Source organism: Falsiruegeria sp. JB4-1, from assembly GCF_055693495.1.
This window is the reverse complement of record NZ_JBVFTZ010000001.1, coordinates 3268833-3283257: the sequence shown is the minus strand read 5'-3', so window position 1 is coordinate 3283257 and position 14425 is coordinate 3268833. Positions and strand designations below refer to the sequence as shown.

Below are 14425 nucleotides of genomic sequence, written 5' to 3'. Positions count from 1 at the left end.
CTTCATGTGTGGAATCGCTGGACGGATTCTGGCAGCGCCCGGGCGCGTTGGGGCCGACTTGGTGGACCTGATGGATGCACAGGAACATCGAGGCGCGGACAGCACCGGGTTTGCAATATATGGCTTGCCGCGAGAAAAAGGATACGTCCTGAGGGGCATGGGATTTGACAAATCCCGGCAAGACGCTGATCTGGATGCCTTTGAAGCGGTGCTGAAGGAACATGGCACAAGCTTCCTGTCTGATCCGCAAATCCTGACGGACGAGAGCAAGCATTATTGCTTTCGGATGGAAATCTCGGATCCGGCTGATTTGCAAGCCTGGGTCCGGGATGCGGACGAGTTGACGGACCGGATCGAGATTCAATCCTGCGGCCGCAGCCTCGAGATTATCAAGGACATTGGCGGTGCCGAAGCCGTATCCGAGAAACACGGCGTTCGCGACATGGTCGGCACGCATGGGTTGGGTCACGCAAGATTGGCGACCGAAAGCTCGGTTCTGCCAAATGCGTCCCACCCGTTCTGGGCAAGGCCCTTTTCTGACGTGGCGATCGTGCACAATGGCCAGATCACCGACTACTTCACCTGGCGCGATAAGCTGATCCGGATGGGCTATCGCTTTTTGACTGAAAACGACAGCGAGTTGATCGCCGTTTGGGTCAGCGATCAAATGAAAGCAGGCCTGACGATGGAGCAGGCGCTGAAGAAGTCGATCACCTCTATCGACGGGGTGTTCACCTACATGATCGCAACGCCAGGTGGGATTGGGTTTGCCAAGGATCGGTTCGCCATGAAGCCACTGGTTGTGGTCAATCGCAACGGCGACCTGGCTGCGGCAACCGAAGAACAGGCGGTGCGCCGCGTGATGACCGAAGAGTGTGACGTGATCAACTATGACGGCCCTTCGCTGACTGGCATCTGGGGCGTCGGCAACAGGAGTCTGGCAGCATGAGCGAAGCGGCAAGACAGACAGGTGAAATTGTCATCGAAGTTGGCCAGCGCCATATCCGCGAGGTGAACCGCGATATTATGGCGGCCTGTGCCTCGGGGCAGCCGATACGCGTCGTGAACACATTGTCACGGCACAATCTGGGTGTGGGGCTGCCTGACAATGTGGACATCACCTTTGAGGGCTCGGTCGGATATTACTGCGGCGGGCTGAACACCGGCGCTCAAATCACCATTGAACGCAATTGCGGGTGGGCTGTGGGCGAGGGAATGGCCAAGGGCCACATCACCGTTGGAGGTTATGCGGGTATGTCCTGCGGGGCCGCGATGATCGGTGGAACAATCCACGTCAAAGGCGATGCAGGGCCGCGCGTAGGCGTCGCCATGAAGGGCGGCAACATCGTGGTCGAAGGCAAGATCGGCTATCAATCCGGCTTCATGGCGCATGCCGGACGGATCATTGCGCTTGGCGGGGCCGGTGAATCCTGTGCCGACGCCTTGTGGCAAGGCGAGGTCTGGGTCGCAGGCGAAATCGACAGCCTTGGTGTGGATGTCGACGTGATCGAACCCACGGCAAAAGAGGTGGCCGAGGTCGATGCAATCCTTGATCCTCTGGGGCTGGTCGACAGCTCTCGTAACTGGCGCAAACTGGTGTCTGGCCAGCGCCTTTGGTATTTTGAAAGCAGGGACGCAAGCGCATGGCTCATGATCTGAGTAAACCCTATGACTATCCGTTCGATGTCGCGCCCGAGGAAGAGATCCGGTTCCGCGACGCAGGCGCGATCGAAGGCCGCCCAGCCGGTGTGCCGTCCTCGTATGATGAAGGCGGGTCGACCAGGTGGACACCCGAGGCGATCTCGGAAGTGCATGCGTTGGCGCAGCTTGGGCGGTACCAGGTTCGCGGTTACAACACGTTCAACAAGCAGATGCCTACCTTTGATGATCTGACGTTTGTTCCGGCGACGATGACCCGTCTGCCGCTGGAGGGGTATCGGGAAAGCTGCGATACAACCACCGTTCTGGGTGGCGGACGCGGATTGGTCGAGCGTCCACTGGAATTGAAAATCCCGATCTACATCGCATCGATGTCATTTGGCGCGCTATCGGCTTCGGCAAAAGCGTCACTGGGCTATGGCGCCTCGAAAGTGGGCACCATGACCTGCACGGGCGAAGGCGGCATGCTGGAAGAGGAGCGTGAAGCCTCCCAACGGCTGCTCTATCAGATGTCGCCCGCCCGTTATGGTGTCGACCTGGACCACCTGCGCCGCGCTGACGCGTTGGAGATCGTGGTGGGGCAGGGGGCCAAACCCGGCACGGGCGGCCTGCTGCTTGGCATGAAGGTGAGCCCGCGCGTCAGTGAAATGCGGACGTTGCCCGAGGGGGTCGATCAACGTTCGACCATCCGGCACCCAGATTTCCTGGGCGCGGATGATCTGGCGGTCAAGATCGAGGAACTGAGGATTGCGACGAACTACCAGGTGCCGATCTTCATCAAAATGGGCGCAACCCGCCCGCGGTTCGACGTGGCAGTCGCCGCAAAGGCGGGCGCGGACGTAGTTGTTGTAGATGGGGCTGAGGGCGGAACCGGAGCTTCGCCGGAACTGCTTCTGAACCACACGGGCATTCCGACCATGAGCGCCATTCGCGCAGCGCGTGAGGCGTTGGATGAATGCGGGATGAGCGGCAAGGTGTCTCTTGTCGCGGCGGGCGGTATCCGCTCGGGCGTGGATGCCGCCAAGTGCCTGGCGCTTGGGGCGGACGCGGTGATGATCGGCAACGCGGCGATGGTTGCGTTGGGATGCAACAGCCCGCGGTATCTGGAAGACTATCAGGCGTTGGGCACCTCGCCAGGCGCTTGCCACCACTGCCACACGGGTCGTTGTCCGGTTGGGGTCGCCACCCAAGATCCCGAGCTTGAAGCAAGAATGAACCCGCATGCAGGCGCGGAACGTGTTGCCCGGTATCTGACTGCAATGACGATGGAGATTACGGCACTGGCAAAGGCCTGCGGTAAATCCTCGGTCCACAACTTGGAAACCGAAGATCTCCGTGCGCTCAGCTTTCAGGCGTCGGCCTTTACCGGCGTCAAGATGGCGGGCATCGACAGGGCCTATGACTGGTGAGGATTGCGGTTCTCGAATTGACGGGGCATCCGCTACCGCTGCTCGAGGGGCTGCCGCGCACATCGCGGCAGATCCGCGACTGGCTGGCACCGCATTTGCCCGAAGCTGAATTTACTTCGGTCGATGTTGTGGACGGCGCGCCGTTGCCCGCGTTCTCGGAGTTTGACGGGGTCGTGGTCGGAGGGTCCGAATTCGGGGTCTACGACAACACAGAGTGGATGCAGCCCCTCCGTGATTTTCTGGAAGGATGTCGCGCGCAGGCCAAGCCTGTTTTCGGCATCTGCTTTGGTCATCAGATCATGGCTGATGTCTATGGCGGCAAGGCCGAGAAGGCCGAGGTGGGCAACATTGTCGGCGCCCGTGGGTTCGACTATGACGGAACCCGTGTGGATGGCTATGTCTGGCATCAGGATCAGGTCACATCCGTTCCGCCCTCTGCCCGTGTCACAGGTGCTGCCGACCACTGTCCCGTTGGGGCGCTGGACTATGCCTTCCCGGCACGGTCGGTGCAGTTTCATCCTGAATATCAGGCGCACCATTTGCGCGACCTCTTCGCGCGGGGACGCGACATTTTCCTTACGGCGCAGCAGGCAGACGATGGGCAGGCCTCACTTGAAAGCTCCCGCGTGCCGCAGGACCTGGCTGCCGCGCAAGCCGTGGAGCTATTTCGCGGTACTTTCACCCAAAAATGAAATCCTGAACCCCTGTTTGATCCTGATCAAACCCGGCTTTGGTGCGATATGTATACTGAATACATAGCGTGGAGGAGGAGGCCGCGAGATGTCGGGATATGCAGATTTCTTTCAGAAAATGGCGCGCGTCATCAGTGCACCCCGTGATGAGCACCTGAGTGGTCGAGAGCTTTCGGATCTTGGGCTCTCGCGCGCGGATCTGGCGATGCTTCGATCTGGTGCACCCCAGGCCCGCGAGCGCATCGTTGCGATGGCCGAACAATTCGGACTTACCGAAGCGGATCTGAACGCACAATCGGAGTTGGGTTTGGAGCTGGCAGAGAAATGCGGACATTGTCTGCAGGCCGAAACCTGCCGCGATGCCATTCGTGCCGGTGTGTCCCTTCCGCAGAGCAAGTGCCCCAATGCCGAAGTATATCGCGCACTTTCAGACCTCTAGCGACCGCTGGGGCTTTCTTTGGGGCTCAACTTTCTGCGGCCAGAGATTTTGAACCGATCAGCGGTGCCAAAGTCCTTGAGCCCGACGCCTGCCGCAAATTCCGCAAACACAGGTGCGTGTTTGAAAAGATGGCCTGAGCATCCGCCTGCAAACAGCACGTTTTCATGCTCTGGGTGCCAGTCGACAATGAAATGCGTGTCGGGGGTCAGGATGATCTGGTTGAACTTGGAATCCACAACGCGCTGCCCTTCAAGCCCCGGAAGGCGGTGCCGGATATAGCTGCGGGTGCGGCCCAGTGTCTCTTGGCGGATCAGCCGTTCGTCATTGTCCAGATCGATCTTGTCGGGGATCACAACGGCCGCCTTGACGCCCGACCCTTCGGACGATGGCAGACCAAACGACCCCTGTCCGTGATCAATCCAGCAGGGCATGCGGGTCATGTCGAACTCTTCGGACCCGTCGGGTGTCGAGGTATAGAGGACATTGACTCCCACAACGGTCGAGATTGGCTTGATCGTTCTGGGGAACATGTCGGCCATCCAAGGGCCGGTTGCGATAACGATCAAATCCGCCTCTAGCGGGTTGCCGTCCAGCATTGGGCGCTCTGACCCGTCGGTAGTGACGCGGCCTCGTTGTACCTTGCCGCCTGCTTGCCGGAACAAGCTCAACCCGGTCAAAACACATCGATGTGCCATCAACATTCCAGCCTCGGGTTCAAACAGGGCGTATTCGATGTCGGGTACGCGAAACTGGGGAAACCGCGATTCGATGTCTTGTTGATCAAACTTGTAGTAGGGCACGCCAACGCGATCAAAAGTCTCGGCGGTGGCGTCTTCCCAGTCGCTGTGGCCGCCCGCGGCCAGAATCAACGCGCCGCATTCATACATCAGGTTCTGCCCACTTTCGGCCTGCAGCTCGAGCCAGCGCAGGCGGCTTTCGCGCGCCCACCGTGTATAGAACTCGTCACGTCCGGAAATCGCGCGGATCACCCGGTTGTAATCCGTTGAAGATGCACGGGAATGTCCTGGTTCCCACCTGTCGATCAGCGTCACGGGCTCGCCGCGCCGTTGCAGTGTAAGCGCCGTCATGACGCCAACTATGCCACCTCCGACAACGATAACCGAGCTTTTGGACATGGCGCAGATTTTCCTTGTTTCCTGTCTGTCTTTGTGAATACTGTATACAGAATACAGCAAATATAAAGCCAAAAACAGGGAGCGCACGCAAATGAGTTCGGGGTTTGATCTGCCCGAGGGCACACATACCGTCATACTTGGTGTTGGGGACCTCAACGGCATCATGCGCGGCAAACGCATTCCAGCCAGCCATTGGGATCATGTCTGCAAGAGCGGCAATGCACTGTCGATTGCGCTTATGGCGATCGATATGACCTGCGATGTCTGGGACACGCCGTACGTCAATTTCGACAATGGCTATCCTGACATGCATCTCTTTCCGATGACCCAGCCCGTTGCCGTTCCGTGGGAGCCGGGTGTGGCGGTTTGCTTTGGTCGTGCCGAGGGCATGGATCACAAGCCCGTACCCATTGATCCGCGTCAGGCTTTGATACGACAAGTGGAACGGGCCCGCGACATGGGGTTCGAGATCAATGTCGGCACCGAACTGGAATTCTATTTGCTGGATCCCGAAACCGGGTTGCCCCGCGATAACGGTATTCAGGTTTACGGTCTTGGGCGCGCTGCCAGGATGGAACATATCGTTGGGCCAATCCGACAGCAGATCAACGAATGCGGCATTCCGATTGAGCAATCGAACCCGGAGTATGCGGCAGGCCAGGTTGAGGTCAACATCAAGTACGGCGAGGCGCTGCAGGCAGCAGACCGGGTTGTTTTGTTCAAGTCGCTCATCCGTCAACTGGGCATTGCAAATGACTATTTGACGACCTTCATGCCGAAGCCGTTTTTCGATCAATCCGGTAGCGGCTTCCATACGCATTATTCGCTGTGGAAAGACGGAAAGAACGCCTTTGCCGAGAACGGGGAGATCAATGATGTTGGGCGTGCCTTTGTGGCTGGCTTGCAAAAACGTATGTGCGAAACGGCAATCTGTGGCAGCGGAACAGTAAATGGGTATCGCCGTCGCCAGCCCTATACGTTCTGCCCGACCAATACGAGTTGGGGGTATGACAACAGAACGGTGGGGATTCGCGTGATCGAAGGTTCCGACAGCGCGGTGCGTGCCGAAAAGCGGGACGCCGGGGCCGACGCCAACCCATATTTGCTGTTGGCTGCCGAAATCGCAGCCGGGCTTGATGGGATAGAACAAGGGTTGAGCCCGTCCGAACCAACGTTGGGGAACGCCTATGAAGAAGGCATTGGTGATCCGATTCCTACTGATTTGCCGACAGCGATTGAACTGGCGCGCGGGTCGGATTGGCTGAAGGACGTGATGGGCGAGTTGTTGTGGGAACTGGTTTTGCAACAGGCTGAACGGGAACTGGAGTTCTTCAATCAGCAGGTCACACAAGTCGAGCTTGACCGATATCTGAGGGCATTCTGATGCAGCTGGGTAAAGTTGCCGGAACAGTTACTGCGACCGCCAAGGACGCAAAGCTGGTTGGCACAAAACTCATGGTGACCGACATGGTCGATAGCAAGGGCAAAGTGATCGATCCCGCTCGGGTCGCGGTGGATACCTGCGGCGCAGGGGTCGGAGACATGGTGCTGGTTGCTAGCGGGTCAGCGGCGCGGATGGCCGCGGGGTTGTCCACGGCGCCCGTCGACTTGGCCATTATTGCGATTGTCGACCACGTCTCGACGTCCTGAAACACGACATACACAAAACATTTATCTTCGGAGGAACAGAAAATGGCGAAACCAGTGGCAGGGCAAATGGCTCTGGGCATGATCGAAACGCGTGGCCTTGTCGGCGCGATCGAGGCAGCGGATGCGATGGTCAAGGCGGCCAGCGTTGTCATCGTCGGCCAGACGAAAGCAGGCGGCGGATTGGTGACCACCCTTGTGCGGGGTGAAGTTGGCGCGGTCAAAGCCGCGACAGATGCGGGCGCAACGGCTGCCAACAAGGTTGGCGAGGTGGTTTCGGTCCATGTGATCGCACGGCCGCATGACGAGCTTGAGGCAATCATCGACGAGCTGGGTGCCGGGTCTTCTGCCTGATCCGACCCTTTGAGGAGATACCATGTCAGCCGGTTTCGAGGATTTCACGCGCGCGGTGACACGCAGCGCGACACGGGATGCACCCGTCAGCCAAAGGTTTGACCGCATAACGGTGTTGGGCGGCGGGCCGGATGCTCGTCTGCTGGCCGCGCTGTGTCTGGCCGAAGGGGCCGAGGTCACGTTGTTCTCGGCCTATGGGGCAGAGCTGACGCTTCTGACCCAATCCTCGGGCATCGGCATTCGGGGCGAAGGACCGGTCGGCACATATCAGGTCGACCGTGACGGGCCTTCGATCCGTACTACGGCGGAATTGGATGCGGCAGTGCGTGACGCGCAGGCGATCTTTCTGACTGGGCCGATCCATAAACAGCGGACTTATGCCATGGTTCTGGCCGATCATCTGAGTGATGGGCAGGTCCTGGTAATGGCACCCGGTCGGTCCTTGGGCGCGGTTGAGGCCGCCTGGATGCTGCGCATTGGCGGGTGTTCGGCTGATGTCACGCTCGTCGAGGTGCAGGGCCTGCCGTACTGGTATCAAGCCGAAGGGGCCGGGCTGACCCTGACACAGGTAGCACCCATGGCTGCCGCAACTCTTCCGCGTGGGCGAGAGGACGTTCTCGCAGCCTTGTCCCCGTATCTATCCAACATCCAGCCGACAGAGTCGGTTCTGGCTTCGGGGTTCGCCGACCTTTCGGCCGCGGTTGAGATCCCGACCCTGATCCTTGGAGGCGCTGGCTTGGGCTCCGGCGGCCCGGCCATCCCGATGGGTGGTGTGCCGCTGAAGGAAAACCAGACTTTCGCCGCGCTCATCGGGCCCGATCAGCGCGAGGTCATCTGTGGATTGGCTGACGAGCGACGACAGGTTGCATCGGCCTTTGGCATTCGGACCCTGCCTGACACCGATGATTGGATTGCTACCTTTGCCGGAACTGAACGGGGATCTGGCGCGCGTCCTGTCCCGGACAGCCATGCCGCGCGCCAACTGATGCGCGATGGTGTGTTGGGATCGCTGGTACCGCTCGTCTCGGCCGCACAGCTCGCAGGCATTTCGGCACCTTTGACGGAAAGCCTCATTGCGATGACCGACCGTATCCTTGGCGCAGATGTTGCCGCGGCGGGGCGCAGGTTGGACACCATCGGAATATCCGCAGGCGATGTCGAACAGGCACGCCGTATCTTTGACACGATCGCCACCGGAGACATGTGATGGACGCTGATCTGAAATCCATCGCCGCCGCACGGCGCGCTGCTGAAACAGCATTCGAGGCCTACCGCGCTTTCCTTGGAACAGACCCGGCGCAAGTGGATGCCATCGTTGACGCCATGGCCCGTGCCATCGAACCCGAAGCGGAACGGCTGGGTCAGTTGGCGGTTGAGGAAACCGGCTATGGCAATGTGCCAGACAAACGGGTCAAGAACCTGTTCAATGCCCTGTCGGTCGCGGATTACCTGCGGGATGTGACGACCCTGGGCATGCTGTGGCGGGACGACGCCACAAAGATCGCGGCTTTTGGCGAACCTATGGGCGTGGTCGCCGCGCTGGTACCGGTCACCAACCCAACCTCGACAATCATCTTCAAGGTTCTGTCTGCCGTTAAGGCGGGCAACGCCATTGTCTGTGCCCCACATCCGCGCGGCGTGAGCTGCGGCATCGAAACTGTGCGCATCATGGCGCGCGTGGCCGAACAGATGGGTGCCCCCAAGGGGCTGATCCAATGCCTGGACGCGGTGACCATTCAAGGTACGGCCGAACTGATGCGGCACCGGCGGACCTCGGTCGTGATGGCCACAGGTGGGCCCGCAATGGTCAAGGCTGCCTATTCCAGCGGCAAGCCGACGCTTGCGGTGGGGGCAGGGAACGTGCCTTGCTATGTGCACAAATCCAAAGCCCGCGATCTGGCCGAAGTGGCCGAGATGATCGTGACCTCGAAAAGTTTTGACTACGGCACTGCCTGTGTCAGTGAACAGGCAGTAGTGGCCGATCCCGAGATTGCGCGCGACCTGCGGCATGAGTTGAAGCTCAAAGGGGCATATTTCTGCACCCCGGCCGAGGCAGATCGGCTTGCTGGCGTCATCTTCAAGGGCGCACAAGCGATGGATCCCGAGCGGGTCGGGCAAAGCCCGCAGGCTCTGGCCGACGCCGCCGGATTTTCAATCCCACCGCGCACCCGTTGTCTGGTGTCGGAGGAAACCGAAGTGGGCTGGCACCGCCCGCTGTCGGCGGAAAAGCTGAACCCGGTCTTGGCTTTCTATGAGGCGAAGTCCACCGATCACGGCATCGAATTGGCGCAATCCATCGCCAAGTTCGAGGGTTGGGGTCATTCATCGGTCATTCATTCCGACGATCCCGAAATCGTGGCTCGGTTTGCCACAGTGCCCACCGGCAGGGTGCTGGTGAACACACCGGGGATCATGGGTGGCATGGGTTACTCAACTGATCTGGAGCCGTCCTTCATGCTGGGCACCGGCACCTGGTCGGGGTCGATCACCTCGGACAACGTGACGGCCCTGCATCTCATCAACATCAAACGGGTCGCCTATGAAAGCAGACCCTGGCGCGACATTTACGAGGAGTATGGCGCATGAGCGAGATTACCATCCGGGCGCTGATGCAGATCGACAACCTGCAACCCAAATTCGCGGCCTACAATGGCGCGACGGTGCAGGGATCAGTTCCCTTGTCGGGCGATACCGTGCTGATCGGAGAGTTTGCGCCGGGCAACGGGGTGTTTTCACTGATTGACCGGGCGCTCAAGGCGTCTTCGGTCGAGGCGACAACACAGATGGTGGAACGCGAGTTCGGGTTTTTCATCCTGCGATCGCCATCAAACGCCGAGGTGTCTGCCGCGCGGGATGCGATGCTTGCCGAACTGGGCGCGTCAATGTCGGATCGTCTGAAGCCGGCCATCACCTCTACCCAGATCATCACCAGCGTCGAACCCTATCAGGCGCAGCTGTTGAACAAATGGCGCAAGGGCGCGCTGATCGTGCCGGGACAGACGCTTGGCATCGTCGAGTGTGCGCCCGCGGCCTATATTTCGATTGCCGCAAATGAGGCCGAGAAAGCCGCCGAGATCGACATCGTCGAAGTGCGCGCCGTAGGACGGTTTGGTCGCCTGTTCATTTCAGGATCAGAAAATTCTGTCAAAACCGCTGTCGAGGCTGCAACCCAGGCCATCGAGGCTGTGGATGGGCAAGCCGCCTGATGGTTGCGCCGCGTGTCATAGGCTCGGACGCGGTCGAGGATGCCCGCCGTCGCGGCAGGATCGTGTTCGAGGTCCTGCCCGGCGACATCGTGACCGCGCTTGCCCGCGAAACGGCGGAACGGGTTGGCATCGCTCTGGTCGACGGCCCGCTGGAACGCCCGCAGGCACCCCGTACGGACGGCGCGGTTTCGATGCGTCGGGTGTTGTATCGCCGATCGCCTAAATGGGTCGCGCCATCACGCGCGCCGCGCAAGGCGCGCAGGTTGGGCAAGTTGGCGTTGGTCGGCGCAGGAGGTGTTGGCGGCAATGTCGCGCATCTGGCGGCGATGGCAGATATCGCTGATGAAATTGCATTGATCGATATCACTCCGGGTCTGGCCGCTGCGACCGCATTGGACCTCAACCACACGTCCGGGATCACCGGCGCGCGCGCGCGATGTGTCGGGGGCGAGACGATGGAGTTGGTGGCCGGAGCCGAGGTGGTTGTCGTCACTGCCGGACGGGCTCGAAGACCGGGAATGACCCGCGCGGATCTGATCGACGTCAACGCGCGTGTCATTCGGCAAGCTGCCGAAGCGATCCGGTCTGCTGCGCCAAATGCCATCGTGATCGTCGTGACCAATCCGTTGGATGAGATGACGGTCGAGATGCTGCGGGCGACTGGATTTCCTCGTGAGCAGGTTCTGGGTATGGCCGGAACGCTCGACAGCAGCCGGTTCCGCAATGCGCTTGCCATGGCCGCAGGCGTCACGCCTGCAGATGTCGAGGCGTTCACTCTTGGGAGCCATGGTGATGAGATGGCCCCGATCCCCAGCCGTGCGCGGATCAAGGGACGACCGCTGGACGTGTTCCTGTCATCGGATCAGATCGAGGCCTGCGTCAAAGACGCGATCACTGGCGGCGGTCAGGTCGTTGCGCTCAAGAAATCCGGTTCGGCAACCATCGCCCCGGCCCATGCCTCGATCGAGTTGATCGATCACATCCGGGGTGCCCGCACCGGCCCGGTTCCGGTGTCGGTCATGTTGCAGGGTGAATACGGGATCGATGGTGTTGTTCTGGGTGTGCCAGCCCATCTGGGGGCGGGCGGCCTGGTCGAGGTTGAAGAGCTGCGGTTGACCGAAACAGAGCAGGTGGCCTTGCAAGCCGCGGCCGAGGCGATCCACGAAAGGCTGGGCCTGTGACCCTGCGCAAATGGAAGTCTGGCGGGCGTTTTGAGGAAGTTGCCTCATACTCTCGCGCCAAACGCATCGGCCCCTTTGTTTGGATTGCCGGAACCACCGCAATCGAACCCTCTGGCCGGATCCACGCGCCGGGGGATGTTGGGGCACAGACCCGCTACATCCTATCTCGCATCAAGGAAGCACTGGGTGAGGTCGGCGCAGAAATGCGCCACGTGGGCCGCGTGCGCGCCTATCTGACTGACCTGTCCCAGGCGGGCGCTTTTGCGCAGGCGCATGGTGAGGTGTTCAAAGGGATCGATCCCGTCCTGACCGCAGTTCAAGCGGGCCTGACCCAGCCGGGATTGGTGGTCGAAATCGATGTGGACGCAGTAATCCACGACCAAAACGGCAAAATCAGCGGTTTCTGAACATGAGTTTTCAAGAAAGGATTTGATCGAACCACCTTCTTGTGTACTGTATACAGAATACAAGAAAGGCATAATGAGACACAGGGAGCTAATGTGATGATCAAGACAACGCTACTCAGCGGGACATGCCTCGCGCTCATGGCCTCGGCGGCCGCAGCAGACATAAAGGTTGGATTTATTGGATCGCTATCTTCGGATACCGGCCTGTCGACCCTGCGCGGGGCAGAAATCGCGATCGAGGAACTCAACGCCAATGGCGGCGTGATGGGTGAACAGATTACGCTGGTTTCAGCCGACACCGGACAGGACCCGACCGAAGGCGTACGCGCCTATGAATATCTGGCCGAAACCGAAGAGGTGGATTTCATCATCTCAGGCTCGATTGACGATGTGTCGTTGGGCTGGCTGCCCCGAATGCAGGAATACCAGATTCCGACACTGGATACCTGGACGTCTTACATCGGCATCATCGATATGGTGATCGAAGATCCCGAAAGCATGGCGCCCTATTTCATGAACATCGCCTCGGACGAGGCGTTGGCCACGCTCTACATCAACTTTGGCGCGGACGTTCTAAAGGGCAAAATGGGCTGGGATTCCGTGGTCATTCTGGCCGAAGACACCGCCTTTGGTGAAGCGATCACCGGGCTGGTGACCGAGGCCTTGGCACCTGTTGCCGGTATCGAAGTCAAGGAAATCATCACATACGACGTGGCGACCGTTGATTTCGCACCGATCTTCAGCCGAGCGCAGGACACAGGGGCCGATTTCATCTACCAGGTCTCGTCGGTGAACTCGCAGGTGGTTTCGTCGCAATATGTGAAGCTGCAAGTGCCAATGGCGATGACGGGCGTGAACGTATCCGCGCTTGGCATGGAATATTGGGAAGACACCGGCGGTGCCGGTGGGGGTATCTCGACCTTGTCGCCTGTCCCCTCGGTTGGCTTCCGTCTGGATCCGGCCAGTCAGACCTTTGTCGACACCTATCAAGCCAAATATGACAGCCGTCCGTTGCTGCCCCACTTCAACGGCTTCAACGCCTATCACGGCCTGAAACAGGCCATGGCCGCAGCTGAAGAGGCCGGTGGCTTTGACAATGTCGAAGGTTGGGCCGATGCGATGAAAAAGCAGGACCTGGTTCTGGAGTTGGATGGTCAGCTGTGGCTGCGCTACGCCTTCTGGGGTGATGACGAAGTTGAGCCCGTCACAGGCCGGACCTATCCGCACAACATCCGCTTTGACCTGTCCGAACCGTTTGATGACGCGGCCCCGTCCATGGTTGTGGTCCAATGGTACGAGGATGGTACCGCCGCCGTGGTCTATCCCGAGAAATACGCGACAGGTGAGTTCACGGTACCCAGCTGGGTCAAGAAGTAATCCAGTCGCATCAATAGCTTGAACCGGGCGCGCTGTGACGCGCGCCCGCAACAAGGAATCCCATCATGTTGCAGATCTTGATTCAGGGGCTTTTGCTCAGCGGTCTTTATGCGCTCATCGCAATGGGCTTTACGCTGATCTTCAGCATCGGGCGTGTCTTGAACCTTGCCTACGGCGCTTACCTTATGGTCGGCGGTTACATCTACTTCTGGGTGTCGCAAACGCTGGGGATGCCCAAGCTGATGGGGGTTGTCGTGGCCGCCGCTTTGGGCGTGGTGATGGGCGTGCTAAAATACCGCCTGATCGTCAAAACGCTCAAGGACGATCACGTGGCGGTCGAGATTTCGACACTGATCCTGGCGGTTGTCATCCAGGCAGGCATTGTTCTGGTTTTTGGCGACAGCAGCAAAATTCTTTTGCCGATTGTGCCGGGGGTGATCAACGTTGCCGGGGCATCGGTGACGTACAACATCCTAATTGCCACCATGATCAGCTGGGCCATCTTGCTAGGTCTCTATGCCTTTGTGCGGCTGACGCACACCGGGCGGGCCATGCAGGCAGTGTCGATGGACGCCAAAGGGGCGGCAATCTCCGGAATCGACCCGGATCGGATCAACCTGATCACCTGGGGTATCTCGGGGGCCTTGGGGGCGCTCGGGGGCGTGTTTTTTGCCAGCTACACGCAGCTGTCCCCATCCATGTGGGTGGCCCCTTTGATCATCTCGGTTGCCGTGGTGATCGTGGGTGGGATCGGATCGATCATAGGAACGCTGGTGGTCGCTCATATCATCGGTTTTCTTGAGGTGATCGTGGTTGCAACGCTGGCCCCGGAATTGCGGGGGGTCTTTACCATGCTTCTGATCATCGGCGTGCTGGTGACACGACCCCAAGGCCTCTTTGGCCGCGAGGAGTTATAAT

The 14425-nt window shown here is 59.7% G+C and carries 16 protein-coding genes; 15 read left to right on the top strand and 1 reads right to left on the bottom strand.

Going from position 1 to position 14425, the window contains the following annotated elements; translation table 11 throughout:
* The first annotated feature begins 4 nt into the window (after positions 1-4).
* From ACZ1HE_RS16850 to ACZ1HE_RS16830, 5 genes are all read left to right on the top strand, one after another.
* Positions 5-949, top strand: coding sequence for a class II glutamine amidotransferase domain-containing protein (locus ACZ1HE_RS16850; protein WP_472622632.1), 945 nt, complete (start codon positions 5-7; stop codon positions 947-949).
* On the top strand, positions 946-1659 hold the full coding sequence (locus ACZ1HE_RS16845) for a GltB/FmdC/FwdC-like GXGXG domain-containing protein (protein ID WP_472622630.1): 714 nt from the start codon (positions 946-948) through the stop codon (positions 1657-1659). The genes ACZ1HE_RS16850 and ACZ1HE_RS16845 overlap by 4 nt, the downstream gene beginning before the upstream one ends.
* Positions 1644-3068, top strand: coding sequence for an FMN-binding glutamate synthase family protein (locus tag ACZ1HE_RS16840; RefSeq protein WP_472622628.1), 1425 nt, complete (start codon positions 1644-1646; stop codon positions 3066-3068). Before ACZ1HE_RS16845 ends, ACZ1HE_RS16840 begins: the two co-directional genes overlap by 16 nt.
* On the top strand, positions 3065-3760 hold the full coding sequence (locus ACZ1HE_RS16835; protein ID WP_472622626.1) for a type 1 glutamine amidotransferase: 696 nt from the start codon (positions 3065-3067) through the stop codon (positions 3758-3760). The genes ACZ1HE_RS16840 and ACZ1HE_RS16835 overlap by 4 nt, the downstream gene beginning before the upstream one ends.
* An 88-nt stretch (positions 3761-3848) precedes the next feature.
* Positions 3849-4199, top strand: coding sequence for a hypothetical protein (locus ACZ1HE_RS16830; protein WP_472622624.1), 351 nt, complete (start codon positions 3849-3851; stop codon positions 4197-4199).
* Here ACZ1HE_RS16830 and ACZ1HE_RS16825 read toward each other — a convergent pair.
* Positions 4196-5335, bottom strand: a complete 1140-nt coding sequence (locus tag ACZ1HE_RS16825) for an FAD-dependent oxidoreductase (protein ID WP_472622622.1) — start codon at positions 5333-5335, stop codon at positions 4196-4198. The genes ACZ1HE_RS16830 and ACZ1HE_RS16825 overlap by 4 nt on opposite strands.
* A 91-nt stretch (positions 5336-5426) precedes the next feature.
* Here ACZ1HE_RS16825 and ACZ1HE_RS16820 point away from each other — a divergent pair, with 91 nt between their 5' ends.
* From ACZ1HE_RS16820 to ACZ1HE_RS16775, 10 genes are all read left to right on the top strand, one after another.
* Positions 5427-6719: a glutamine synthetase family protein gene (locus tag ACZ1HE_RS16820; RefSeq protein ID WP_472622620.1), complete on the top strand. Its 1293-nt coding sequence runs from the start codon at positions 5427-5429 to the stop codon at positions 6717-6719.
* Positions 6719-6985 carry a EutN/CcmL family microcompartment protein gene (locus ACZ1HE_RS16815; protein WP_472622618.1) on the top strand — a complete coding sequence of 89 codons (267 nt, stop codon included), beginning with the start codon at positions 6719-6721 and terminating at the stop codon, positions 6983-6985. Before ACZ1HE_RS16820 ends, ACZ1HE_RS16815 begins: the two co-directional genes overlap by 1 nt.
* Positions 6986-7027: 42 nt before the next feature.
* Positions 7028-7336 (top strand): BMC domain-containing protein, encoded by a 309-nt coding sequence (locus ACZ1HE_RS16810; RefSeq protein ID WP_472622616.1) that lies wholly within the window; start codon positions 7028-7030, stop codon positions 7334-7336.
* A 22-nt stretch (positions 7337-7358) separates the two neighbouring features.
* Positions 7359-8543 carry a hypothetical protein gene (locus tag ACZ1HE_RS16805; RefSeq protein ID WP_472622614.1) on the top strand — a complete coding sequence of 395 codons (1185 nt, stop codon included), beginning with the start codon at positions 7359-7361 and terminating at the stop codon, positions 8541-8543.
* The gene (locus ACZ1HE_RS16800) at positions 8543-9922 is read left to right on the top strand and encodes an aldehyde dehydrogenase family protein (RefSeq protein ID WP_472622612.1); all 1380 of its coding nucleotides are present in this window, start codon (positions 8543-8545) and stop codon (positions 9920-9922) included. Before ACZ1HE_RS16805 ends, ACZ1HE_RS16800 begins: the two co-directional genes overlap by 1 nt.
* On the top strand, positions 9919-10542 hold the full coding sequence (locus ACZ1HE_RS16795) for a BMC domain-containing protein (RefSeq protein WP_472622610.1): 624 nt from the start codon (positions 9919-9921) through the stop codon (positions 10540-10542). Before ACZ1HE_RS16800 ends, ACZ1HE_RS16795 begins: the two co-directional genes overlap by 4 nt.
* Positions 10542-11723, top strand: coding sequence for a malate dehydrogenase (locus tag ACZ1HE_RS16790; protein WP_472622608.1), 1182 nt, complete (start codon positions 10542-10544; stop codon positions 11721-11723). The genes ACZ1HE_RS16795 and ACZ1HE_RS16790 overlap by 1 nt, the downstream gene beginning before the upstream one ends.
* Positions 11720-12130 (top strand): Rid family hydrolase, encoded by a 411-nt coding sequence (locus tag ACZ1HE_RS16785; protein WP_472622606.1) that lies wholly within the window; start codon positions 11720-11722, stop codon positions 12128-12130. Before ACZ1HE_RS16790 ends, ACZ1HE_RS16785 begins: the two co-directional genes overlap by 4 nt.
* Positions 12131-12226: 96 nt before the next feature.
* A complete protein-coding gene (locus tag ACZ1HE_RS16780) occupies positions 12227-13507 on the top strand; it encodes an ABC transporter substrate-binding protein (protein WP_472622604.1) in 1281 nt (426 codons plus the stop codon).
* 65 nt (positions 13508-13572) lie between these two features.
* A complete protein-coding gene (locus tag ACZ1HE_RS16775; protein WP_472622602.1) occupies positions 13573-14424 on the top strand; it encodes a branched-chain amino acid ABC transporter permease in 852 nt (283 codons plus the stop codon).
* Position 14425: the final 1 nt, after the last annotated feature.

Coding starts and splice junctions, on each gene's coding strand:
- ACZ1HE_RS16850 (WP_472622632.1), top strand. CDS start 5: ATGTGTGGAATCGCTGGACGGATTCTGGCAGCGCCCGGGCGCGTTGGG.
- ACZ1HE_RS16845 (WP_472622630.1), top strand. CDS start 946: ATGAGCGAAGCGGCAAGACAGACAGGTGAAATTGTCATCGAAGTTGGC.
- ACZ1HE_RS16840 (WP_472622628.1), top strand. CDS start 1,644: ATGGCTCATGATCTGAGTAAACCCTATGACTATCCGTTCGATGTCGCG.
- ACZ1HE_RS16830 (WP_472622624.1), top strand. CDS start 3,849: ATGTCGGGATATGCAGATTTCTTTCAGAAAATGGCGCGCGTCATCAGT.
- ACZ1HE_RS16825 (WP_472622622.1), bottom strand. CDS start 5,335: ATGTCCAAAAGCTCGGTTATCGTTGTCGGAGGTGGCATAGTTGGCGTC.
- ACZ1HE_RS16820 (WP_472622620.1), top strand. CDS start 5,427: ATGAGTTCGGGGTTTGATCTGCCCGAGGGCACACATACCGTCATACTT.
- ACZ1HE_RS16815 (WP_472622618.1), top strand. CDS start 6,719: ATGCAGCTGGGTAAAGTTGCCGGAACAGTTACTGCGACCGCCAAGGAC.
- ACZ1HE_RS16810 (WP_472622616.1), top strand. CDS start 7,028: ATGGCGAAACCAGTGGCAGGGCAAATGGCTCTGGGCATGATCGAAACG.
- ACZ1HE_RS16805 (WP_472622614.1), top strand. CDS start 7,359: ATGTCAGCCGGTTTCGAGGATTTCACGCGCGCGGTGACACGCAGCGCG.
- ACZ1HE_RS16800 (WP_472622612.1), top strand. CDS start 8,543: ATGGACGCTGATCTGAAATCCATCGCCGCCGCACGGCGCGCTGCTGAA.
- ACZ1HE_RS16795 (WP_472622610.1), top strand. CDS start 9,919: ATGAGCGAGATTACCATCCGGGCGCTGATGCAGATCGACAACCTGCAA.
- ACZ1HE_RS16790 (WP_472622608.1), top strand. CDS start 10,542: ATGGTTGCGCCGCGTGTCATAGGCTCGGACGCGGTCGAGGATGCCCGC.
- ACZ1HE_RS16780 (WP_472622604.1), top strand. CDS start 12,227: ATGATCAAGACAACGCTACTCAGCGGGACATGCCTCGCGCTCATGGCC.
- ACZ1HE_RS16775 (WP_472622602.1), top strand. CDS start 13,573: ATGTTGCAGATCTTGATTCAGGGGCTTTTGCTCAGCGGTCTTTATGCG.